General features: G+C 65.3%; 25 protein-coding genes. 12 read left to right on the forward strand and 13 right to left on the reverse strand.

Annotation, left to right across the window (positions count from 1 at the left end; all coding sequences use genetic code 11):
• Positions 1–21: 21 nt before the first annotated feature.
• Positions 22–930 carry a LysR substrate-binding domain-containing protein gene (locus OC446_RS17925; protein WP_262030388.1) on the forward strand — a complete coding sequence of 303 codons (909 nt, stop codon included), beginning with the start codon at positions 22–24 and terminating at the stop codon, positions 928–930.
• Positions 931–954: 24 nt separating this feature from the next.
• Here OC446_RS17925 and OC446_RS17930 read toward each other — a convergent pair whose 3' ends face one another.
• Entirely contained in the window at positions 955–2,190 is a 1,236-nt protein-coding gene (locus tag OC446_RS17930; RefSeq protein ID WP_262030389.1) for a YeeE/YedE family protein, read from the reverse strand.
• Positions 2,191–2,406: 216 nt separating this feature from the next.
• On the opposite strand from OC446_RS17930, the gene OC446_RS17935 reads away from it, so the two are divergent.
• Positions 2,407–3,438, forward strand: coding sequence for a cysteine synthase A (locus tag OC446_RS17935; protein ID WP_262030418.1), 1,032 nt, complete (start codon positions 2,407–2,409; stop codon positions 3,436–3,438).
• 61 nt (positions 3,439–3,499) lie between these two features.
• On the opposite strand, the gene OC446_RS17940 is transcribed toward OC446_RS17935, so the two are convergent.
• The 4 genes from OC446_RS17940 to OC446_RS17955 form a co-directional block, all read right to left on the reverse strand.
• A complete protein-coding gene (locus OC446_RS17940) occupies positions 3,500–3,967 on the reverse strand; it encodes a hypothetical protein (protein ID WP_262030390.1) in 468 nt (155 codons plus the stop codon).
• Positions 3,968–4,094: 127 nt separating this feature from the next.
• The gene (locus tag OC446_RS17945) at positions 4,095–4,862 is read right to left on the reverse strand and encodes a sulfite exporter TauE/SafE family protein (RefSeq protein WP_262030391.1); all 768 of its coding nucleotides are present in this window, start codon (positions 4,860–4,862) and stop codon (positions 4,095–4,097) included.
• Between the two features lie 206 nt (positions 4,863–5,068).
• A complete protein-coding gene (locus tag OC446_RS17950; protein WP_262030392.1) occupies positions 5,069–5,608 on the reverse strand; it encodes a GNAT family N-acetyltransferase in 540 nt (179 codons plus the stop codon).
• Between the two features lie 8 nt (positions 5,609–5,616).
• On the reverse strand, positions 5,617–6,216 hold the full coding sequence (locus tag OC446_RS17955) for a helix-turn-helix domain-containing protein (protein ID WP_262030393.1): 600 nt from the start codon (positions 6,214–6,216) through the stop codon (positions 5,617–5,619).
• A 180-nt stretch (positions 6,217–6,396) separates the two neighbouring features.
• Here OC446_RS17955 and OC446_RS17960 point away from each other — a divergent pair, with 180 nt between their 5' ends.
• Positions 6,397–6,654: a hypothetical protein gene (locus OC446_RS17960; RefSeq protein ID WP_262030394.1), complete on the forward strand. Its 258-nt coding sequence runs from the start codon at positions 6,397–6,399 to the stop codon at positions 6,652–6,654.
• A 4-nt stretch (positions 6,655–6,658) separates the two neighbouring features.
• Here OC446_RS17960 and OC446_RS17965 read toward each other — a convergent pair whose 3' ends face one another.
• Positions 6,659–8,221 carry a hypothetical protein gene (locus tag OC446_RS17965; RefSeq protein ID WP_262030395.1) on the reverse strand — a complete coding sequence of 521 codons (1,563 nt, stop codon included), beginning with the start codon at positions 8,219–8,221 and terminating at the stop codon, positions 6,659–6,661.
• 68 nt (positions 8,222–8,289) lie between these two features.
• Complete coding sequence (locus tag OC446_RS17970; protein WP_262030396.1) at positions 8,290–9,402, reverse strand: TAXI family TRAP transporter solute-binding subunit; 1,113 nt, start codon at positions 9,400–9,402, stop codon at positions 8,290–8,292.
• A 440-nt stretch (positions 9,403–9,842) separates the two neighbouring features.
• On the opposite strand from OC446_RS17970, the gene minC reads away from it, so the two are divergent.
• From minC to minE, 3 genes are read left to right on the forward strand one after another with little or no spacing between them, the layout of a single operon-like run.
• Complete coding sequence (gene minC / locus OC446_RS17975) at positions 9,843–10,565, forward strand: septum site-determining protein MinC (RefSeq protein WP_410055091.1); 723 nt, start codon at positions 9,843–9,845, stop codon at positions 10,563–10,565.
• 16 nt (positions 10,566–10,581) lie between these two features.
• The gene (gene minD / locus OC446_RS17980) at positions 10,582–11,397 is read left to right on the forward strand and encodes a septum site-determining protein MinD (protein ID WP_262030397.1); all 816 of its coding nucleotides are present in this window, start codon (positions 10,582–10,584) and stop codon (positions 11,395–11,397) included.
• Positions 11,394–11,657, forward strand: a complete 264-nt coding sequence (gene minE, locus OC446_RS17985; protein WP_262030398.1) for a cell division topological specificity factor MinE — start codon at positions 11,394–11,396, stop codon at positions 11,655–11,657. Before minD ends, minE begins: the two co-directional genes overlap by 4 nt.
• A gap of 52 nt (positions 11,658–11,709) precedes the next feature.
• Here minE and OC446_RS17990 read toward each other — a convergent pair whose 3' ends face one another.
• The 4 genes from OC446_RS17990 to OC446_RS18005 all read right to left on the reverse strand — a co-directional run bounded on the left by OC446_RS17990 (position 11,710) and on the right by OC446_RS18005 (position 15,609).
• Positions 11,710–12,822: a thermonuclease family protein gene (locus OC446_RS17990; protein ID WP_262030399.1), complete on the reverse strand. Its 1,113-nt coding sequence runs from the start codon at positions 12,820–12,822 to the stop codon at positions 11,710–11,712.
• Positions 12,815–13,618 carry a hypothetical protein gene (locus OC446_RS17995; RefSeq protein WP_262030400.1) on the reverse strand — a complete coding sequence of 268 codons (804 nt, stop codon included), beginning with the start codon at positions 13,616–13,618 and terminating at the stop codon, positions 12,815–12,817. Before OC446_RS17995 ends, OC446_RS17990 begins: the two co-directional genes overlap by 8 nt.
• A gap of 157 nt (positions 13,619–13,775) precedes the next feature.
• A complete protein-coding gene (locus tag OC446_RS18000) occupies positions 13,776–14,108 on the reverse strand; it encodes a septal ring lytic transglycosylase RlpA family protein (RefSeq protein WP_262030420.1) in 333 nt (110 codons plus the stop codon).
• Between the two features lie 268 nt (positions 14,109–14,376).
• Positions 14,377–15,609: an MFS transporter gene (locus OC446_RS18005; protein ID WP_262030401.1), complete on the reverse strand. Its 1,233-nt coding sequence runs from the start codon at positions 15,607–15,609 to the stop codon at positions 14,377–14,379.
• A gap of 259 nt (positions 15,610–15,868) precedes the next feature.
• Here OC446_RS18005 and OC446_RS18010 point away from each other — a divergent pair, with 259 nt between their 5' ends.
• Positions 15,869–16,795, forward strand: coding sequence for a DMT family transporter (locus tag OC446_RS18010; protein ID WP_262030402.1), 927 nt, complete (start codon positions 15,869–15,871; stop codon positions 16,793–16,795).
• A 5-nt stretch (positions 16,796–16,800) separates the two neighbouring features.
• Here the strand turns inward: OC446_RS18010 and OC446_RS18015 are convergent, their stop codons facing one another.
• Positions 16,801–17,085: a hypothetical protein gene (locus OC446_RS18015; RefSeq protein WP_262030403.1), complete on the reverse strand. Its 285-nt coding sequence runs from the start codon at positions 17,083–17,085 to the stop codon at positions 16,801–16,803.
• Between the two features lie 222 nt (positions 17,086–17,307).
• On the opposite strand from OC446_RS18015, the gene OC446_RS18020 reads away from it, so the two are divergent.
• The 5 genes from OC446_RS18020 to OC446_RS18040 all read left to right on the forward strand — a co-directional run bounded on the left by OC446_RS18020 (position 17,308) and on the right by OC446_RS18040 (position 20,161).
• Positions 17,308–17,646 carry a hypothetical protein gene (locus OC446_RS18020; RefSeq protein WP_262030404.1) on the forward strand — a complete coding sequence of 113 codons (339 nt, stop codon included), beginning with the start codon at positions 17,308–17,310 and terminating at the stop codon, positions 17,644–17,646.
• Between the two features lie 278 nt (positions 17,647–17,924).
• The gene (locus OC446_RS18025; RefSeq protein WP_009763033.1) at positions 17,925–18,134 is read left to right on the forward strand and encodes a cold-shock protein; all 210 of its coding nucleotides are present in this window, start codon (positions 17,925–17,927) and stop codon (positions 18,132–18,134) included.
• Between the two features lie 89 nt (positions 18,135–18,223).
• Complete coding sequence (locus OC446_RS18030) at positions 18,224–18,442, forward strand: hypothetical protein (protein ID WP_262030405.1); 219 nt, start codon at positions 18,224–18,226, stop codon at positions 18,440–18,442.
• A 55-nt stretch (positions 18,443–18,497) separates the two neighbouring features.
• Positions 18,498–19,418, forward strand: a complete 921-nt coding sequence (locus tag OC446_RS18035; protein WP_262030421.1) for a class I SAM-dependent methyltransferase — start codon at positions 18,498–18,500, stop codon at positions 19,416–19,418.
• On the forward strand, positions 19,415–20,161 hold the full coding sequence (locus tag OC446_RS18040; RefSeq protein WP_262030406.1) for a pseudouridine synthase: 747 nt from the start codon (positions 19,415–19,417) through the stop codon (positions 20,159–20,161). Before OC446_RS18035 ends, OC446_RS18040 begins: the two co-directional genes overlap by 4 nt.
• 21 nt (positions 20,162–20,182) lie before the next feature.
• Here the strand turns inward: OC446_RS18040 and OC446_RS18045 are convergent, their stop codons facing one another.
• Complete coding sequence (locus OC446_RS18045) at positions 20,183–20,602, reverse strand: nuclear transport factor 2 family protein (RefSeq protein WP_262030407.1); 420 nt, start codon at positions 20,600–20,602, stop codon at positions 20,183–20,185.
• Positions 20,603–20,714 lie beyond the last annotated feature (112 nt).

A 20,714-nucleotide genomic window follows, 5' to 3' on the forward strand; every position in this document is an offset into this window, starting at 1 on the left:
TCAGATATTCTTATCGGCATCATGATCACCCTTCGACAGCTCCGCTATTTCGAAACCCTTGCGCGCACGAGGCATTTCGGCATGGCGGCCGACCAATGCGCCGTCACGCAGCCGGCCCTGTCCATGCAGATCAAGGAGCTGGAGCGGGAACTCGGCATCGCGCTCGTCGAGCGGCGGGGTAATGCGGTGGCGATCACGCCGGCCGGACAGGACATCGCTCAGCGGGCCGAGGCGATCCTGAACCAGGTGCGGGACTTGTCGGATTACGCGCACCAGCAGCAGGGCGTCCTGACCGGGCCGCTCCGCCTCGGGATCATCCCGTCGATCGCCCCCTATCTCCTGCCGGCGATCCTCACCGCGGTGGCACGGCACTACCCGGCCCTCGACCTTCAGATCCGCGAGACGCAGACGGGGGCGCTCGTCGAGGAGCTGGTCAGGGGCGATCTCGACGCGGCCCTTCTCGCATTGCCGATCCCGCAGCCGCAGGTGGAGACCATGGCGCTGTTCGACGATCGCTTTCTCATCGCCGTGCAGAGCAAGGCCGCGAAGGGCTGGACGGGCGGCGATCTGCGCGCCCGCATGGAGCGCGAGCGCCTGCTTCTCCTGGAGGAAGGGCATTGCCTGCGGGATCAAGCCCTGCAGTTCTGCCACATCGCCAATATGCAGTCCCGCAAGGCGCTCGCCGCCGCGTCGCTCACCACCATCATGCAGATGGTGGCGGCGGGCCATGGCATCACGCTGCTTCCCGAACTCTGCGCCCAGACCGAAGTCGACCGGCGGCGGGTCGCCCTCATCGAGTTTCCCGATGACGCGCCCATGCGCAAAGTCGGGCTGGCTTGGCGGCGCAGCTCGACCCGCAAGGACGATTTCAAGGCCCTGGGCGACCTGATCCTGGCCATCAAGCAGCCTGACCTGTCCGACAGGGGCTGAGATCGATCTCAGCCCCTTGGCTGTTCAGCAGCCGGTGAGCTTCACGCGTTCCACTTCCAGGCCGAAGAGGGGGCGCAGGCGCGTACCGAAGACGTTGCCGGCGAAGGCTGCCACGAGCCAGACCCAACCGTGGAAGCTGCCGGACGCAATGCCGGAGAAATAGGCCCCGATGTTGCAGCCATAGGCGAGGCGTGCGCCGTAGCCGAGCAGCAGGCCGCCCACGATGGCCGCGACGGCGGAGCGCAGCGGCACCTTCCAGGTGGGGGCGAAGCGGCCAGCCAGGGAAGCGGCGAACAGCGCCCCGAGGATGATGCCGAAATTCATCACCGTGGTGATGTCGTTGAAGATGCTGCCCTCGAGCGCAGCCCGGCTGGCCGGGCTCGACCAATAGGGCCAGCTCGCCACGTCGAAGCCGATGGCAGCCGCGATCTTCGAGCCCCAGAGGGCGAAGGCGGAGGTCACGCCCCAGGGACGGCCGGCGAGGTAGAGCGTCACGAAGTTCAACAGGGCCAGGGCGACCGCGCCGGCCACCAGCGGCCAGGGACCGCGCGTGAAGCGGGCGAGACCCTGGCGTGGGGAGGAAGCAGGTTCGATCAGTTGGCCGTGGCGGCGCTTCTCGAGCACCACGGTCACCGCCGCGATGGCGGCGAACACCGCAAGCTGCACGGCGAGCGCCGTCCAGGGGCCCCACAGCTCGATGATCGAAATCTTGGGCAGGCTCGGCAGCGCCGTCCACCAGTGCAGGTGCGCCGCCCCGATGGCGGATCCGGCGATGAAGGCCGCGAGCGTGATCAGCATGCGGGTGGAGCCGCCGCCGACCGTGTAGAGCGTGCCCGACGCGCAGCCTCCGCCCATCTGCATGCCGATGCCGAAGAGGAAGGCGCCGACGACCACCCCGAGGCCCGCCGGCGAGACATTGCCGGAGACCGGCTGGCCGAACAGGGTCCCGGAGGCCAGGACCGGGAAGAACAGGATGGAGGCGATCGCCAGCATCACCATCTGGGCCCTCAGACCCTCGCCGCGGCGATCCGCGATGAAAACCCGCCAGGCGGAGGTGAAGCCGAAGGCCGCGTGATAGAGCACGAGGCCGAGCGCCGCGCCGAGAACATAGAGCGCGGCCTGCTTCGGGTTGATGGCGGCGCCCAGAAGGGCCGCGCCGCCGATGATGCCGGCGGCCGCCGCCAGGGAGGCCGGGGTGTTGATGGTCAAGCTTGCACGGTTTCCGGCGGAAAGAGGCGAAGCTACGGCAGAGCTGGACATGGTCGCTCCTGAGCTTTCGTGAGATGAATTGTGTTCCAGGAGCCTGAGGCCCTTGCCACCACACAATGTGGTTCGATATAAAGAACGTCAAGAGATGTATTTTGATTTTTAATCACATGTGTAGATGTGAATATCGGCCGTGAAGAATCCCGCCGGATGGCGTACACCCGGTTCTTCTATCCGCCGATCTCTTCCCGGAACCAGAAGCTAGGCGCCATGACCATCCAGCCCGACGTCCCCGCCGCCATCGGCAACACGCCCCTGATCAAGCTCCGCCGTGCCTCCGAACTGACCGGATGCACCATTTTGGGCAAGGCCGAGTTCATGAATCCCGGCCAGTCTGTGAAGGACCGGGCCGCCCTGTTCATTATCCAGGATGCGGTGAAGCGGGGAGCGTTGCGCCCGGGCGGCGTGATCGTCGAGGGAACGGCGGGCAACACCGGCATCGGCCTGGCGCTCGTGGCCAACGCGCTCGGGTTCCGGACCGTGATCGTGATCCCGGAGACGCAGAGCCAGGAGAAGAAAGACATGCTGCGGCTCGCCGGTGCCGAGCTGATCGAGGTCCCGGCCGTGCCCTACGCCAATCCCAACAACTACGTGAAGGTCTCGGGCCGGCTGGCGGAGCGTCTCGCGGCGTCCGAGCCGAACGGGGCGATCTGGGCCAACCAATTTGACAACGTGGCGAACCGGAAGGCGCATATCGAGACGACGGGACCGGAGATCTGGGAACAGACGGAGGGCAGGGTCGACGGCTTCATCTGCGCGGTCGGCACCGGCGGTACGCTCGCGGGCGTCGGCATGGCCCTGAAAGAGCGCAAACCGAAGATCGCCATCGGCCTCGCCGATCCGATGGGAGCCGCGCTCTACAGCTACTATACGACCGGCGAGCTGAAATCCTCCGGTTCGTCGATCACGGAAGGCATCGGCCAGGGCCGCATCACGGCCAACCTGGTCGATGCGCCCATCGACGTCGCGTTCCAGATTCCGGACGAGGAGGCGCTGCCGGTCATCTTCGATCTGCTGGAGCATGAAGGGCTGTGCCTGGGCGGATCCTCGGGCATCAACGTGGCGGGGGCGATCCGCCTCGCCCGGCATCTCGGTCCGGGGCATACCATCGTGACGATCCTGTGCGATTACGGCACGCGCTATCAGTCCAAGCTCTTCAACCCGGATTTCCTGCGCTCGAAGAACCTGCCGGTTCCCGCATGGCTCGAGAGGAAGAGCACCATCGATCCGGGGCTCGTCTAGCTCTTATCGCCACGCGTCGACGCCGCGCCCGAATTGATCGAGCGCGGCGTTCTTTTTATGATCACGCCGCCGATGATGTAGCCGTGTCCGAGCCGGTGGAGGACGTCGTGCTCGACGGGCTGCCGGTCTCCTCGGAACGCTGCTGCTGCGGGCGGCTGAGATTGGCCGGCGAGCGGCCGGTCGTCGCCGTCGTTGCTGATGCCGGCTTGTGGGCGACGCTGTGGAGATCCGACTGGATGCTCTCGATCAGGTCGACCAGCCACGCCTCGCCGCCGTGAATGCGCTCGCGCAACGCCGATTTCGCGATGTCGAGTTTGGCGGAGATCTCCATCGTGCTACGCGACGGCAGATCGCTGAAATCCTGCTCGATGGCAGAAAGCTCGCGCAGCAGCTCGTCTCGAAGCGGGCGCTGCTCCTCGGCCGTGATCAGCGGCGAGTTCAGCATGCCGCGCAGCGCGGCCCAGCGCAGGCCGAGAGCGCTTACCGATTGCGTTCCGTCCTGTCCTGTGAAGTTTTGGGAATCGGCCACAAGCATTTCCTTTTTTGCGAGCGTTGAGAATCGGGCTCGCAGGAAGGAGCATGGTTGTGGCGTGAATCGGGCAGCCGTGCTCAAAAAGCGGCCCGATCGCGCGCTATTTCGAATATGGTTATCGAATTCAACGGATAAAGAAATACAGTGTCAGTGCCGCTCCGACCGCAATGACCAGCCAGCGGATCACGCTCGCGGGCAGGCGTCTGCCGAACACGACGCCGAGATAGCCGCCGATCACGGAAGCCGCGCCGACGATCATGGTCTCGGGCCAGCTCACGAGGCCGGCTGCGATGAACAGGATCACGGCGACGAGCTGGATCAGCGTGGAGCACAGATGCTTGGCGGAGTTGATCAGGTGGAAGTCGTCGCCCTCGGTGATCGCGAGCGCGGCCAGCATGACGATGCCCATGCCCGCTCCGAAGAAGCCGCCATAGATGGCGACACATGTCTGGAACGCGAGTCCTGCCGCCCACGCCTTGTTGGACGGGTGATGTCCTTCCTGCTTACCGATCTTGCGGGCGAGCGCTACGATCTTCGGGCTCGCGGCGAAGAGCAGGGTCGCGAACAGCAGAAGCCACGGCACAAGCTTGCGGAACGCGTCGTTGTTGGTGACGGTGAGGATGTAGGCGCCGATCACGCCGCCGATGAGGCTGACGATGCCGAGGGCAGCGAAGCGCTTCACATTCGCCGCGAGTTCCCGCCGGTAGGCCCAGGCGCTTGCCAGGTTGGCGGGCGTGACCGCGACCGCGCTCGTGGCATTGGCGACGACGGGCGGGAGGCCCGCGGCCACGAGGGCCGAGAAGGTGAAGAAGGTGCCGCCGCCCGCGATCGCGTTGACGAGGCCGGCCGCGAGGCCCGAGGCGGCGAGAAGCGCCGCAGTGGAGAGATCCATGATTTTCGATCTGACAGGAACAGGACGCAGGACAGTTGAGGAGGCCCGGCCATAGCACGGCGTGCGCATGGAAGCCCATTAGGCCAATGTCTAGAGTATTTTCCGGCGAAGTGGATCCGGTTCAGCGTCAAGAAATACGATCAAACAAAGAAGAGAGCTGATTCCACGCCCGTGGAAACAGCTCCAACCCTCCCGTCTCCGTGCGATTAGATCGGCGAAAGCTGCTTGTAGAACACGGTCGTGTCGCAGAACCCGCCCTTCGGCCAGAGGGCATAGTTCGGAATGATGCCGGACCTCGTCCAGCCGGCGCGCTCGTAGAGGCGTTCCGCGTCGCCGCCCGTCACCGTATCGAGCACGAGAACGGTCTTGCCGGCCGCCAGGGCGGCATCTTCGGCGGCCTTCATCAGGGCCGCGCCGATCCCGCGCTTCCGGGCCCGGCCGTGGACGAGCATCTTGGCGATGTCGGCCCGATGGGGTTGGTTCTCCGGCTGCCTGAGCACCACCTGCACGGTCCCGACGATCCGTCCGCCCGGCTCCTCCTGGGCGACGAGAAGGATGCGCTCGCCTCGGCCGACGCCTTCCGCGACGCCCTGCCAGAAGTCGTCGGCTCTCTCCCGCGTCAGCGGCGACATGAAGCTGACCGAGGCGCCGCCCTCGACGCAATCAATCAAGACGGCCGAGAGGGCGCCGACCTGCTCGCTGGCTTCGAGGAGCGAGAGGGAGCGGATGGCGATCGGTTCGTTCATGGCATTCCTCAGCGTGGAGAGCCGGTGCCGCCACGGGCATCGGTGGCGAGCGCCACCAGATAGCGGGCGGGCCGCTCGGTTTGATTGCGGAACAGGGTCGGCCGGTCGAGGCGCATAGACAGGCAGTCGCCAGCGTCCAGCCGATAGGTCTCCTCGCCCAGGGTGAGCTCGATCGCGCCCTCGACGATCCAGATCTGCTGATGGACCACGGAGGCGCGGTGGCCGGTGTCGTAGGCCACGCGAGCACCGGGCGGCAGGATCACCTCGACGAGTTCGATGGGCGAGGGGAAGCCGGGAGCGGACAGGTTGCGGCGCAGGTAGCCGCTGTCCGGATCGCGCCAGACGCGCTGCTCGGCCCGGCGCGCGAGCGGAGCGGCCTCCCGGCTGTCGCGTTCGGCGAACAGGGATGCCAGGGTTACGCCCAGGCCTGCGGCCAGCTTGTCGAGCACGGCCGCCGTCGGACTGCTCTCGCCGCGCTCGATCAGGGAAATCATGGAGCGGCTCACGCCGGTGCGCTCGGACAGCCCGTCCATGGTCATGCCGCTTTCTGCGCGCAGGTCGCGCAAACGGGCGGCGAGATGGAGGTGAAGGGCGGAAGCATTTTCCATTAAACTAGAAAATCACTCCACTATGCTGGAATCAACGGGCGCGTCCGGGAAATCCTCTAGGCCCGGATGGGCAAAAAAGCCGTCGCCAGGAAGCGTGGCAGCCGCTAAGGCTGCGGATTGCTGTGGATCGCGCCCGGTTCGTCCATTGCCCTCGGCGGAACAAAAGAAGATTTTCAAAGCATGTCGAACGTGATCCCCCTCGCTCCGCGCCTGAAGCAAGGACGCCCCCCTGTCGCCGAGGCAGAGGAGAGGGCCGCGCTCGCCGCCGACCTGATCGAGATGATCGAGCGGGTCAGGGAACTGACCGAGCACGTGGCCGGGCTGCCCGGCCCGGCGCTGCAGATCCAGCAGACGGCCCAGCAGCTGCTCGATGCCGGCACGGCGCTGGAACGCGCCGTGGATTCCCTGACCGAAGGCGGCGAGTGGGTGCCGTTCTAAACTTCTACTTCAACGCTTCCAGCCGTTCGCCCGCCTGCGCGATGCCCATGGCACGGGCTCGCGCATAATAGTCACGCGCCTTGGCGGCATCGCCGCGGATCCCCCGGACGCCCAGCCTGGACAGCACGTTCGGGTCGTAGGTTTCCGCCAGCAGGAAGGCCGCACGGGCATGGCCGCCGTCCAAGGCCCGCTCGAACAGAAGCCTCGCTCCGCTTACGTCGCCCTTGCGGAAGAGTTCCTCCGCGCGGGATGTCAGGCGGTCGTCGCCTCTGGGAGCCTCCGCGGGCGCGCTCACCTTGGGCTCGGCGCCGGATGGTATTTCGATCTTCGTGGGCACCATGCCTGCCGTGCCGAGCGGCAACGGCTGAATGGCTTCGGGCAAAGCCGCGACCACGACGGGAGCCGGATCCTTCGATAGGGGGAGGGCGGAGGTCGCCTCCGGCAGCGCGCTGCCGGGAGCCGCGACCGCGGCTTTTACCTCCGGAGCAGGCGCATCCTCCTGCGGGGAACCGAAGGGAAGTTCCGCGCCTGCCGCGGCGAGGCGGAACACCACAGGTGTCGCGCTTGGACGTTGGGGCTCCTGAAGGGCGCGCAGTTCGCCATCCGTCTCCAGCAGTTCCCGGGTCAGCATGTCGTCGCGCTGCTCGGCCACGGCCAAGGCTCTCTTCAATTCCGCGACCCGGGACGTGTCGGAGGCCATCCTCTCGTCCTTGAAGGCGCGCAGATCGCGCAGTTCCGCCTCGGCCTCGGCCAATCTGCGCTCGGCCTCATTGCCCCGCTCGCGCGCCCGCCGCAGGAGCGCGTCCCGCTCGATCGCGTTCGAGGTCTCTGCCGTCTTGTCCTGCTCCCTGGCGGCCCGAAGAACCCGGTTCTCCTCCCGAAGCCTCTCCAGTTCGCCGATGGCGGCCTGGCTTTGGTCCTGCTCCCGCTGCAGGGCCTGCCGCATCTCCGACCCTGCGAGCGCTTGCGAGTTCGTTTCCGTCTCCAGGCGTTCCGCGAGGTGATCGCGCTCCTGCGTCAGGCTGGCCAGTGTTTGCGAGAGCGTACCGCTCCTGGCCCGCTCCTGATCCAGGGCCTGCTGCATGTCGGCGAGATTCGCCGCATCCGCCACGAGGGGAGCCGCGCAGGTCTCGCCGGCTGGAGTCTCGGTGGTTGCCGCCTCCGTCGGAGCGGGCGGCTCAGGCGTCTGCTCGTCATTGCCCCGAATTCCGAGATTCTGCAGGGCAGTCACGAGGTTCGGATCGTTCAGCCGGTCGATGAGAACGATCGCAAGGGTGCCGACTTCGATCGCCGCATTGAGGCTGCTCTCGGCCTTTTTCGGATCCCCGGCCCGCATGGATGCTTCAAGCTCCGCCGCAAGGCGCTTCCGATCCGGCGAGGTGAGAAGAAGGGGCAGGAGCGTGCGAAGATCGTCTGCTTCCGCCGGTCGGGATGCGGCGCTTGCGGGAGCGCTGCCGGCTGGAGAGATCTGCGCGACGGCTGGTCCAACGAGCGCGGCGGCAATCAGGCCCGTGGTCAGCAGCTCCACGGTCAAACGCTTCAGTCCAGGTGTGGCGTGCCCAACCATGTCGGACCTCCTTCAATGGTCGCCGAAGGCACGTGAAAAAGCCTTCGGACTCGGTCCCGTCTGGATCGTCAGTCCTGCCGCGTCACGCGCCGGGCGGATCGCTGCCGGTCGCTCTGCCAGGCAAGGAATTCCCGGAACAGCACCTCGCGCTGCTCGGCCGAGACGTCGATGCCCCTGCTCTTCATGAAGCTCTCGAAGCTCTTGCCTTCGGCGGTCGGCTTGGCGGCCGCCGCCGCACGGTCGAGCCAGTCCTGCGCGGGCTTCACGCGCTCCCAGCCGGGCACGTCGGCCGCGAGGTTGACCTCCTTCCATTTCGGATGCCGTCCCGGCTGCAGGAATTCGTCGAACCGGGAGAAGAACGCATCGACGAAGCGCTTGACGCGATTGTAGCGGTCGGAGTTTTCGGGCCAGTTGAACACCGCGAGCAGGCTACCGACGGCCAGGGTGTCGACCGGCTTGTCGTTGTCGACGAGCTGCGGGTAATCGGCATTCGCCAGGCGGGCCGGGAAATAGCTTTCCGCGATCTCGCCCTCGAACGGGATCGACAGCAGGTGGAAGCGCCCGTCCGTCTGGAATTCGGCGATGGCGCGGACCGGCCGGCCGGCCACATAGACGGCCGCCTGGATCTCGCCGGATTTCAGCTTCGCATAGGACGAGGCCTGGTCGAAGGTGGTCACGTCCGGCTTGATCCCGAGCTTGTCGAAGATCAGTCGCGCGGTCAGGTTGGTGCCGCTGCCGGCCTTGTCGATATTGACCTTCTTGCCGTCGAGCTGCCGGATATCGGTGATCGCCCGGTCGGCGATGATATGGACCTCCTCGTTATAGAGGCGGGTGATGTAGCGCAGGCGCCGCACCGCGTCGTTCTGGAGGTTCTCGGCCTTGAGCTGCTCGCGCGCATCCATCTGCACGATGCCGATGTCGACGCCGCGCAGGAACATGATGTCGCGCAGGTTCTGCAGCGAGCCGCGGCCGATCATGGGCAGCACGCGAAGGTCGTCCCCGTCGAGCACGTTGGCGAGGTCGGCAGCGATGCGGATATAAGTGCCGTCCGCACCGCCGGAGATCACCCCGAGCGTGCCCGCATTGGCGCGGGCCGGGCTGGAGGCCGGCGCATTCTGGGCCGAAGCCGCGACCTGGACCGACACGAGGGCGGCTGCGACAAAAACGACCTGAAGAGACAAACGGCGGACAAATCCAATCAACGAAGAACAGGCATTCACTCGACCCGACATTCTTCATCCTCCCCTGGATGAGCCTTGCGACTGTTGTCGATCCGATCGCTGTGCGGTCGTACTGATCGGTGTAAAATCGCTCTAAGAAACGGTGAAACAAAAACGAAGGAAAGTTCATCGTAGGCTCCTGTCCGCTTCGGTCAATTGAGTTTTGAGGACGGATTACTACTCAAGAAGGGATAGAAAATACTCAATTAGGAATAGGTTTTATCTTTATATTCCTTGAAGAAGTTCAATTTCTTATCCGACCGTCGGCGTCTTCTCGCACCGGATGCCAATGGTTGCGCCGATTCGGACACGCGAAAATTGTTAGCGGCCGCTCACCGCTTTAACGGTCCGTTAACCATAAGCGGTCGAAATCATGGGGTATTAAAGGAATCTGAACTCCCGTGACCATTGCCGTTCGCACCCGTCCGTCTCTTCGCTTCCGTGGCAGGTCCTTCATGGCCCTGGTCCTCGCGCCCGAAGTGCCGCTGAGGGACTGGCTCGAAGATCTCGATGCCGTGTCCGAGCGGTCGCCCGGGTTTTTCACCGGACGACCCATCATTGCCGATGTCTCGTCGTTGAAGCCTTCAAAGTCCGAGCTGAAATTCCTCCTGGCTGCCTTCAAGATGCGCAACATCCGCATCATCGGCCTGGAGGGCGCCGCTCCCGAGAACGTCGACGCCGACATGCCGCCGCAGATCGCCGGCGGGAAGCCGACGGGCGAGATCGACGTACCGGACGCCGCCAATGCGGCGGTCGCCGCGACCGCAGCGCCGTTCGGCGATGCGCCCGTGCCGGAGAAGTCGCTGCTCATCGAAGGCTCCGTGCGTTCGGGCCAGTCGATCCTGCACCCGGAAGGCGACGTGACGGTCCTGGGCTCCGTCGCGTCGGGTTCCGAAATCGTGGCGGGCGGCTCGATCCACGTCTACGGTTCCTTGCGCGGACGCGCCATCGCCGGCTGCACGGGCAATGGCCGCGCGCGCATCTTCTGCCGCAAATTCGAAGCCGAATTGATTGCGATCGATGGGCTCTACAAGACCGCTGACGACCTGGGGGGCAAGTTCCTCGGTCAGCCTGTGCAAGTGAACCTGGATGGCGACTCGATCATCCTGAAGACAATGGATTGAGAGAAAGAGGGCAACAATGGCCAAAGTCTTGGTCGTAACTTCCGGCAAGGGTGGCGTTGGCAAGACAACGTCTTCGGCGGCTCTGGGCGCGGCCCTGGCGCATGGCGGCGACAAGGTCGTCGTCATCGACTTCGACGTCGGCCTGCGCAATCTGGATCTCGTGATGGGCGCCGAGCGCCGCGTGGTGTTCGATCTCATCAACGTGGTACAGGGCGACGCCAAGCTCAACCAGGCGCTCATCCGCGACAAGCGGCTCGAGAACCTCTCCCTGCTGCCCGCCTCGCAGACCCGCGACAAGGATGCGCTGACCGAGGAGGGCGTCGCCCGCGTGCTCGATGAGCTGCGCCAGAAATTCGACTGGATCATCTGCGACAGCCCGGCCGGCATCGAGCGCGGCGCCACGATGGCCATGCGCCACGCGGACGTCGCCGTCGTCGTGACGAATCCTGAAGTCTCCTCCGTGCGCGATTCCGACCGCATCATCGGCCTGCTCGATTCCAAGACGGAACGGGCCGAGAAGGGCGAGCGCATCGAGAAGCACCTGCTGCTCACCCGCTACGACCCGGCCCGCGCCGAACGCGGCGAGATGCTGAAGGTCGAGGATGTTCTGGAGATCCTCTCGATCCCGCTGATCGGCATCATCCCCGAGAGCGAAGAAGTGCTGCGCGCCTCGAACGTGGGCTCGCCGGTGACGCTGAACAATCCTGCCAGCGCTCCGGGCCGCGCCTATTTCGACGCGGTGCGCCGCCTCAAGGGCGAAACCGTCGAACTGACCGTCCCCACCGACAAGAAGGGATTGTTCGGCAAGCTGTTCGGACGGAGAGCTGCATGAACCTTCTGAGTTTCTTCAACCGGCGCACCTCCGCGCCCGTCGCGAGGGAGCGCCTGCAGATCCTGCTGGCGCACGAGCGCGGCATCGTCGGGGGCAAGCCCGACCTCGTGGCGCAGCTGCGGGAGGAGATCCTGGCCGTCGTCCGACGCCACGTCATGGTGGAGCAGGACAACGTTCAGGTGAAGATGAACCGGGACGCCGACATCTCGACCCTCGAGATCGAGGTCGAGATTCCCGGTCCGGCCGAAATCCGCATCTGACATGCGGTGCCATCAAGGATGAGCCGCCCTGGCCGATGCCGGGGCGGCTTTCTCATGGCTGCTGCTTGCTCCAGACGCCGATCTTCGCCTCGCGGGCCTTTTGGGCCGCAGCCTTGAGCTCGGGCGTCGCATCGTCGGTCGGGCGGCCGCCGCCGTTGAACAGCACCACGCGGGACAGGTCCTGGCTGCCGACCTGGCACCGGTAGACGTCGTTCCCGCCCACCGGGTCGCAGGCCACTTCGCGTCCGTTGAGATACTGAGTCAGGTCTTCGGGCTTGCCGGCGCCGGGCGCCCATTCGACCCCGAACAGGCGCACAACCTCGCCGTTCAGCGACAGAGTCGCCGTATCGATCACGTCGGGCACGCCGCGCAGCGTCCCCGTGGGGGCCGTCGAGCCCGTCGTGACCGGCTCAGGCTCCTTGATCGGGCCGGCAGCGGCCGGCGCCGTGGCGCGAGCTTGCGGGGCCGGCGCATCGTGGCCCCGGAACAGGAAGGCTCCGACGCCAAGGAGCGCGAGGAATGATACCGCCGCGAGGGCGACGGCCGGCCGCGCCCAGGAGCGCCGGGGCGTTTCGCCGAAGACGCCCCGCTCATCCTCGTCGACGATGGGAATGAAGGGGTCCTCGGTCCGCTCTTCGGGCTCGGGCGCGGCGGACGTCTTCAGGGTCTCGAACGCGCCGCGCGCCCGTTCCGGCAGCGTCGGTTTCGCATCGTGATCCGTCGGGATGGCGGCACCGTCCTCGACGGGGCGGGACGGTTCGGCATCGACGTTCAGCCAATCGCGCTTCGGTGTCTCGCGCGGCGGAGGCGTCTCGTCCTCCGGGGCGAGTGCCGCCGCATCGGGCTTCGCCGGCCGGAAGAGCACCGGGTATTTGATGCGCAGCTCGTCCAGGAGGTCCTGAAGCGTGAACTCCTCCGTGTGACCGTTCTTCTCGATCGTCCGTGTCTTGCCGTCGTGATCGATGATGGTGAGCTTCAGCCCGCCGTTCTCCTCGGACGGGCGAACGGAGGATTCGATGATGAGTTCGAGGGCGCGGCGCGCATCGTCCGTGGGATGGATCCTGTCGAGCTCCGCATGGATGACCTCGCGCATCCTCTCGCGCATCCGGGCCCAGTTGCGGCGCGGATCGACGTTGGAATCCGGCGTGGTGGAATCGTCAATCATGCGAGACACCCTCCTGGGCAAGACTTCCTCTGCGCTCCTGTCCGAGCAGCGTGCTGTGTTCCGCGACAATGACCGGCCTGTCGCCGATGAAGTTTACAATGAGCTGAAGGGCGCCGGTACCCTGCGAGACGCGCCGCCGCTTGGGGCTCGACGCCTTGAAGTCGAACACCGCATGCACCGTGCAGACTTCGCCCGGCGGGTTGCAGGTGGCCCCGATGGCATCCCGGCGCGCGCGATAGTCGCGCTCCGGCCAGCGCTTCGCGAAACGGCGTTTCTCGTTGAAGAGCCGCTTCATGGTCATCTCGCGCCCGTGGAAGAGAACGCGCGGCGCATAGAATTCGGCCGTGGCCTCAAGGGCAACCTCGTTCGCGGCGGACCAGGATTCGAGATACTCGACGGCGAAGTCCCGCGCGGCCGAGGCCCGGGCGGACCGCTTGTCCCCCTCAGGCTCCTTGGACGGCTGTGCGGCGACGGCCGGCGCCGAAGGCTTGGGCGCGGGCGGCGGCTCGGTCCGAGCCGCACTCGGCGCCTCGGGTTTCACGACAGGTTCCTGTGGCTGGGCTGTCTGCGCAGGCGGGGCCGGCGGTGCGGGAGCCGGAGTCGCGGCCTGCTGTGGAGGACTTTCGGGCTGCGGGGCCTGGGCAGCAGGCGGCGGGGGCGTCGCCGGTCCGATCTGGGCCGGCGGATCCACCCAGGTCCGACCCGTCTGCGCGGCAGCCATGGAGGAGACAGCCGCCGTCAGCGTCAGGAGGGCGGTTATCGATGTCAGCGACCGGCCGATCTGCATGCGTTCCAAAAGGCCTCTTCTTGAGAGAAAGGGACCGGGGAAAAGCGGGTAAAAGGCTTGTCGGTTCCATGATCCGCCCCGGCAAAGGTGTCGCCGGGGCGGGTGGCAATGGTTAGGCGTCAAATAAAAACGTCATGAAATAAATGGCGGGCCCGAGGGCCGGTCTTCAAAGCTGGGCGACGTCCACTGAGGCGACGCCGGAGATCCCGATCGCCTGTGCGGAGGCCTTCGACAGGTCGATGACACGTCCGTGGGCGTAGGGACCACGGTCGTTGATACGAACCACCACTGACCTGCCAGTCTTCTTGTTCACGACCCGCACCTTCGTGCCGAAGGGCAGGGTGCGGTGGGCGGCGGTCAAGTCGTTGGTGTTGAAGGTTTCGCCGCTCGCGGTCCGCCGGCCATGGAAACCTGGCCCATACCAGGAAGCGCGGCCGCTCTGAATCACTTTACCGGAAGATCCTGCCGGTTCGGCAGAGGCGACTTGAGGTAAGAAAATCGTCGATCCGGAGATGAACAGACTAGCGAGTGCGAGCGATACCTTACGTTGATCCACAATGCATTCCCGTGATTGTTATCGATGGGCTGCAAAATGAAGGCTAATGGGGCAACATTAAGACGATATATTTGGCTGGAAGGAAGTGGGTATAGCCTGAGTATCCGGCGGGCATATTCAGTTAATCTATATAGATCGTCCGCTAAGGCATGTCGTCGCTGAACTGGACGTAAACAACCTGCAGCGGGATTGCTTGGCTAGGACGGAGTTTTTATTGCCCGAGAGGCTGCTTGGCTTCCCTTGGGGCAAGAACCATCAGTCGAAAGGCCAGTGCGAGCGCCGCGATCAGCAGGAGGGCTACGAGCGCCGAGACTCCGGGCCAGCCGCCATGGGTCCAGAACACGCCGCCGAGCGTGCCGACGGCACTGGAGCCGAGATAGTAGCAGAACAGATAAAGTGCCGAGGCCTGGGCTTTCGCCCCGAGAGCCCGGTTGCCGACCCAGCTGCTGGCGATGGAATGGGCCCCGAAAAAGCCGAATGTAACGGCCACGATCCCGGCCAGGATAAGCGCAAGGTGATGGAAGAGCGTGAGCGCCACACCGGCGAGCATGATGGCGATCATGGCCCACAGGACCCGCCTGCGGCCCAGGCGACCGGCCAGCTCTCCGATCCAGGCCGAGCTCAAGGTTCCGATCAGGTAGGCGGAGAAGATCGCCCCGATGGCCGATTGGCTTAGAGAATAAGGCGCTTCGGTCAGGCGATAGCCGAGATAATTGTAGATCGTCACGAACCCGCCCATGAGGAGGAAAGCCTCCGCGAACAGGGCGCGCAGCCCGGGATCCTGCAGGTGTTCGCCGAAGGAGCGCAGCAACGGCCCTGGACGGGCCGGGCGGGGATGAAAATGAGCCGAGGTCGGCAGGCTCCGCCAAGCCGCGAAGGCCGAGGCCAAGCCTATGGCGCCGATCAGCCCGATGGCGATGCGCCAGGAACCGAGATCCGTCAGAACGCCGCTGATGATCCGCCCCGCCATGCCGCCGACCGCATTGCCGCCGATGAACAGCCCCATGGCGAGGCCGATGGATTTCGTGTCCACTTCCTCGCTCACATAGGCCATCGCGACGGCGGGAAGGCCGCTCAGGGTGATGCCGATGGCCATGCGGGCGAGGAGCAGGCTGGTCCAGTTCGGGGCCGCGGCGGACAAGAGGGTCAGGAACGCCGAGGCGAACAGCGAGGCCACCATGACGGGCTTGCGTCCCCAGACCTCCGACAGGGAGCCCGCCACAAGCATGGCCACCGCGAGAAGGCCCGTCGAGAGCGACAGAGATAGGCTGCTGACCGCCGCGCTGACCTGGAATTCCTGCGAGAATTCCGGGAGCAGGGGCTGAACGCAGTAGAGGATGGCGAAGGTCGAGAAGCCGGCGGCGAACAAAGCCAAGTTCAATCGGCGAAAGGCAGGCGTTCCGCTCACCAGGCGGCTTGGTGTCTCGGGCAGTGGCTTCAGCATGAATCCGTTCCGCGCCTGCCGTCGAAGCAGGTCCTGACCGGCTGGCCCAAGATCCGGGCCGGCTTCGAGGCCAGTATGCTTAGGGCGCAAGTGTAAGCCAGTCGACAAAGCAATCCATTCATTGAAAGCATGGACCCTGTGCCGTCTTTGCACTTCTCCTGCGGAGGAAACAGTATTTTATGTATTTCACATTACCTCCTCTCTTTGAGACCCTCAGGCTCGCCGCATCGTCGTGCGAGCCTCATTTTTTGAGCTCGTCATGACCTCCGCCCCCGCTGCTCGGGAAAACGAGGCGCCAGCAACGCCCGGCGTGCTTGCCTCTCCGCTGCGGGGCATCCTGTTCCTGATCGCCTCCACGGTCGTGTTTTCCGTGGCGGACGTCATCACCAAGCAGCTCGCCTCCACCCTGCCGCCGGCGGAAGTGGCCTGGATGCGTTACGTCACCTTCGCGCTCGTCATCATTCCCGTCGTGCTGATCAAGGGCGGTCCCGCCCTGTTCCGCTCCCAGCGGCCCGGCCTCCAGGTGATCAGGGGCTTTGGCATGGTGGGCTCCTCCATCATGTTCATCCAGAGCCTGCCTCATCTGCCCGTGGCCGATGCGACCGCGATCTTCTTCGTCTCGCCTATCCTGATCATGGGCCTGTCGGTGCTGTTCTTGGGAGAGACCGTCGGCTGGCGGCGCTGGACGGCCGCCGCGATCGGCTTGATAGGGGTGATGATCGTCGTACGGCCTGGAACGGGCTCCTTCCAGCACGCGGCCTTCCTGCCGATCGTCAGCGCGTCGAGTTGGGCGGTCGGTGCCGTGGTAACCCGCAAGATCACCGGCGACCACGCGCTCACGACGCTCGCCTATTCAGCCTCGGTCGGCAGCATCGTTCTGAGCGCGCTCATGCCTTTCCACTGGGTGACGCCGAACGGAAGCGAGATCGCGCTGGGCCTGTGCATGGGCGTCCTGTTCGCCATCGGCCATTGGTTCGTGGTCATGGCCTATCGCCATGGCAACGCCTCGCTGATCGCGCCGTTCTCCTATGTCCAGCTGATCTGGGCGGGAACGCTCGGCTACCTAGTGTTCGGATCGCTGCCGGATTCCTGGACGATCACGGGTGCCGGCCTCATCTGCATGAGTGGCTTCTACACGGCTTATCGCGAGCGCATCCGCGCCATGCAGAGGAAGTTCGCCGCCTGATCCGGTCAGGACCCCGAGTGGACGACGCGCAGGCGCGGGCGCGCCGTGCGGCTGTAGAAATTGAGCTCCACGAACTCCCCGTCCGCCTGGCCCTCGACGAGGCGGTAGCCGAACTGCTCCACCAAGGCCCGCACCTGACCGAGGTTTTCGTTCGAGATCCTGCGGGAGAATTCCGTCAGATCCTGGCTCATCAGTGCGGCCACGATGCCGATCTCGACGCCCTGATCGAAATCGGCGCTCCGTGCCGGAAAACGAAGCCGCATACCCTCAGCAAGATGGATGTGATGCATGGGATCCTGGTCGGTTTACGCTTAAACAACTGGCCGCGTTTATCGGGCACAAGATCCTACCGGTTGCTTAAAGTCCGATCGGGGGCGGGGAGCGTGGTTAACCTTTCGTAGAGGCGCCCCGATGGATCCCGGGCGACAGCTTTGCATTATCCTCGAGAGGTTCCTCCCGCCGGTCCCGAGCGGAGCGAGCCGGTCTTTCGGAAAACGGCAGCGAGGCGCAGCATGAAGCAGGTTTTAATAGGGATCGCACTGGCGACCGGTCTGGTGGGGCCGGCAGCCCAGGCGGCCGACATGGCGACGGTGTCCCGTTACACCACCACCCGCATCCAGCCCGACCGCGCCATCGCCCGGCTGGCCGATCAGGGACTGGGCTATTCGGTGCTGCACGATATGCCGAGCGGCCCGCAGGGCTTCTATCGCGTGCATGTGACCTGTGCCATCGACGAGAGTTTCATGCAGACCTATTGCCCGACGACGGCCTACGTCTCCTATTGCCCCCGGGCCCGGATCTACTGCGCCGACGGCGGCGCGAGCGTTCAGGCGCTGCGGCTGAAGTACTGAAGCGGACCGTCCCGAAAGCGAGGGTCAAGCCCTTGCCTACGGGATTGCCCTTGCGGAAGATGCGAAGGTCGTCCGCTTTTCCGGCTGACTGCCTTGTATTCGCCGCAAGTCGGCATTACATGAGGGTCATCGACATTTGGCCGGACAATCGGGCCGTTACGCCTTGGCCTTCCAGGCGCACGTTCAGACACTCTTCCCAAACATCGACGAACCCGAGTGTGGGCGTGCTTCCGCATGCCCCGTGCTCACGTGCATACAAGCCTACCAAGGATATTCCCATGATTTCGGGCACCGTGAAGTTCTACAACGATCAAAAAGGCTTCGGCTTCATCCAGCCGGACGACGGCAGCAAGGACGTGTTCGTCCACGCCACCGCGCTCGAGCGCGCCGGCATCCGCGGCCTGCGCGAAGGCCAGAAGGTGTCCTTCGACACCGCTGAGGACCGTCGCTCCGGCAAGGTCGCCGTCAACAACATCCAAACGGCGTAATAGCCTTTGGAACAGGCCCGGCCTCCGTGCCGCCTCGCAAAGCCGCCCTTGAAGGGCGGCTTTTTGCTTTTTCCGGAAAGGAGATTTCCGTGAGCCACAAATACACCATGGGCCAGCTCGTGCATGCCGCTGCCGCCCATTTCGCCGATCGCACGAGCGGGACCTATGAGATCGTTCGCCTGATGCCGGAGAACAGCAGCGGCGAGCTGGGCTATCGGATCCGCGATACCCTGAGCGGCGCCCAGCGCGCGGTTGGTGAATCGGAAATTCGCGCGGCCGGGATAAAGCAGGCCCGACAGGGCCATTGAGACTTACCTTCCCGATCACAGCATAATAAGAACGCCTGCGTTCAGCGTGGGCTCAATCACTTTGCAAGATACACAACCAAGCGGCGTCTATGGCACGCCACCGGCGGAGCTGGCCGAGACCCCGGAAGGGGCGCTTCAGTTCTCGCCCTTGATTCCCGGTTCCAGACGTCTGGAAGAGCAGGAGGAGGGGGCTCTCGGCACCATGGTCGTGCTGGCCCCGCACGGCACCGTGGAGCGGCGCTATACCATCGCCCTGGCCTTGCGGGCTCTCGCGCCCGATGGAGCCCTGACGGTCCTCGCGCCCAAGGACAAGGGCGGCTCGCGGATCGCCAAGGAGCTCAAGGCGTTCGGCTGCGACGTTGCCGAAACCTCACGCCGCCATCACCGCATCTGCGCTTGTACGCGGCCAGCCCTTCCCGCGGGCCTCGACCAAGCCCTGGCCGAAGGCGGGCCCCGCCTCGATGACGGCTTGGGTCTCTGGACCTGGCCGGGAATCTTCAGCTGGAACCGTATCGATCCCGGCAGTGCCCTGCTGGAGCAGACCCTGCCTGCCTTGAGCGGGCGTGGGGCGGATTTCGGCTGCGGCCTCGGGATCCTCGCCCGCACGATCCTGACGTCGCCCAAGGTCGAGCACCTCGCCATGATCGATATCGACCGTCGCGCCGTGGACATGGCAGGGCGCAACATCGACGACCCGCGGGCGGAGCTGCGCTGGGCCGATATCCGCAGCGGCACCGGGCTGAAGGGGCTCGATTTCGCCGTGATGAACCCGCCTTTCCATGACGGCGGCGCCGAGGACCAGAGTCTCGGCCAGGCGTTCATCCGCCGGGCTGCCGAGGCCCTCCGGCCGGGCGGCGTCCTCTGGCTCGTCGCCAACCGCCATCTGCCCTATGAAGCCGTGCTGAAGAGCCTGTTCAAGCGCGTGACGCCAAAGGTCGAGGCGAGCGGCTACAAGATCTATGAGGCCGTCAAATGAGCAAGGTCCCGACGCTTCGCCTCGATCGGCTCCTCGCCAATATGGGCTACGGCTCGCGCCGCGAGGTGCAATCCCTGGTCAATGCGGGTCTCGTCACCCTGGACGGGTCCGAAGTCGAGGATGCAGACCAACGCATCGCCGTGACGCGCGACCTGTCGGAGAGGATGCGCATCCAGGGCAAGCCGCTCGATCCGCCGCCCGGCCTCGCCCTGATGCTGCACAAGCCGCTGGGCGTCACCTGCTCGCACAAGGAAGCCGGTCCCCTGGTCTATGGGCTGCTCCCGGATCGGTGGCGTCGGCGCGACCCGGCGATCTCGACCATCGGCCGCCTCGACAAGGACACGTCGGGGCTGCTGCTCATGACGGATGACGGCAGCCTGCTGCACCGGGTCATCTCGCCCCGCGCCAACATCTCCAAACGCTACCGGGTCGATCTCGACCGTCCCCTGCGCGGCGACGAGGCGGAGATCTTCGCATCCGGGACGCTGATGCTCGAGAGCGAGGACAAGCCGCTCCTGCCGGCCCAAATGGAGGTGATTTCCGAGACAAGCGCCTACCTGACCCTGACGGAGGGCCGCTATCACCAGGTCCGACGCATGTTCGCGGCTGTCGGCAACCATGTCTCGGCCCTGCATCGCGACCGGATCGGCGGCCTGGCCCTGCCGGAGGATCTCGGACCGGGACAATACCGCCTGCTCGGCGAGGCCGATCTCGCCCTTCTCCTGCCGCCTGCGGGAGCGTGAGCTGTCGGACGGGGCTGACGCCTATGGCGTCGCGGCCGCGATAAGCCCGGCCGTGTCGTAGAATTCCTCGAAATCGACCGCCTTGCCGTTGTGGAAGCGCCAGATGTCGACCTTCCGGGTATCCGCCACCTTGCCCGTCCCCTTGTGACGCCAGACGGCCCGCCCGACCACGGCCACCCGGTCGTCCTGAGCGATGAACTCGTTCATGCTGTGGGAGATCATCTCCCAATCGCGCATGAGGTCTTCCAGATAGGCGCGCACGCCGGACTTGCTGCTCCGGCGCATGGTGAACGGGACTTCCGGCGAGCCCTCGGCCAGCGAGCCGAGAGAGACATCGTCGGCAATGATGTCCATCCAGCATTCGCAATCGCCGCCTTTGGTGTCGACCCAGCGGGCATAGGTTTCGCGGAGTATGGAAACGGGATCGTCAGGGGCTGCCATTGAGCTCTCCTATGGAAAGCAACCTTGAGCGAGTCGCCAGGACGAAATGGTGAGGCACGATCGGCCGCCTGCACAATGTCTATTTCGAACTAAGGCATCGAACGCAAAGGCG

It is taken from the genome of Microvirga sp. Mcv34 (genome assembly GCF_024519725.1).
Classification (GTDB): Bacteria; Pseudomonadota; Alphaproteobacteria; order Rhizobiales; family Beijerinckiaceae; genus Microvirga.

Coding starts and splice junctions, on each gene's coding strand:
- OC446_RS17950 (WP_262030392.1), bottom strand. CDS start 5,608: ATGAACGAACCGATCGCCATCCGCTCCCTCTCGCTCCTCGAAGCCAGC.
- OC446_RS18005 (WP_262030401.1), bottom strand. CDS start 15,609: ATGCTGAAGCCACTGCCCGAGACACCAAGCCGCCTGGTGAGCGGAACG.
- OC446_RS18045 (WP_262030407.1), bottom strand. CDS start 20,602: ATGGCAGCCCCTGACGATCCCGTTTCCATACTCCGCGAAACCTATGCC.
- minD (WP_262030397.1), top strand. CDS start 10,582: ATGGCCAAAGTCTTGGTCGTAACTTCCGGCAAGGGTGGCGTTGGCAAG.
- OC446_RS18015 (WP_262030403.1), bottom strand. CDS start 17,085: ATGCATCACATCCATCTTGCTGAGGGTATGCGGCTTCGTTTTCCGGCA.
- OC446_RS17945 (WP_262030391.1), bottom strand. CDS start 4,862: ATGGATCTCTCCACTGCGGCGCTTCTCGCCGCCTCGGGCCTCGCGGCC.
- OC446_RS17930 (WP_262030389.1), bottom strand. CDS start 2,190: ATGTCCAGCTCTGCCGTAGCTTCGCCTCTTTCCGCCGGAAACCGTGCA.
- OC446_RS17990 (WP_262030399.1), bottom strand. CDS start 12,822: ATGATTGACGATTCCACCACGCCGGATTCCAACGTCGATCCGCGCCGC.
- OC446_RS17965 (WP_262030395.1), bottom strand. CDS start 8,221: ATGGTTGGGCACGCCACACCTGGACTGAAGCGTTTGACCGTGGAGCTG.
- OC446_RS17925 (WP_262030388.1), top strand. CDS start 22: ATGATCACCCTTCGACAGCTCCGCTATTTCGAAACCCTTGCGCGCACG.
- minE (WP_262030398.1), top strand. CDS start 11,394: ATGAACCTTCTGAGTTTCTTCAACCGGCGCACCTCCGCGCCCGTCGCG.
- OC446_RS17960 (WP_262030394.1), top strand. CDS start 6,397: ATGTCGAACGTGATCCCCCTCGCTCCGCGCCTGAAGCAAGGACGCCCC.
- OC446_RS18020 (WP_262030404.1), top strand. CDS start 17,308: ATGAAGCAGGTTTTAATAGGGATCGCACTGGCGACCGGTCTGGTGGGG.
- OC446_RS17955 (WP_262030393.1), bottom strand. CDS start 6,216: ATGGAAAATGCTTCCGCCCTTCACCTCCATCTCGCCGCCCGTTTGCGC.
- OC446_RS18040 (WP_262030406.1), top strand. CDS start 19,415: ATGAGCAAGGTCCCGACGCTTCGCCTCGATCGGCTCCTCGCCAATATG.
- OC446_RS18025 (WP_009763033.1), top strand. CDS start 17,925: ATGATTTCGGGCACCGTGAAGTTCTACAACGATCAAAAAGGCTTCGGC.
- OC446_RS18010 (WP_262030402.1), top strand. CDS start 15,869: ATGACCTCCGCCCCCGCTGCTCGGGAAAACGAGGCGCCAGCAACGCCC.
- OC446_RS17935 (WP_262030418.1), top strand. CDS start 2,407: ATGACCATCCAGCCCGACGTCCCCGCCGCCATCGGCAACACGCCCCTG.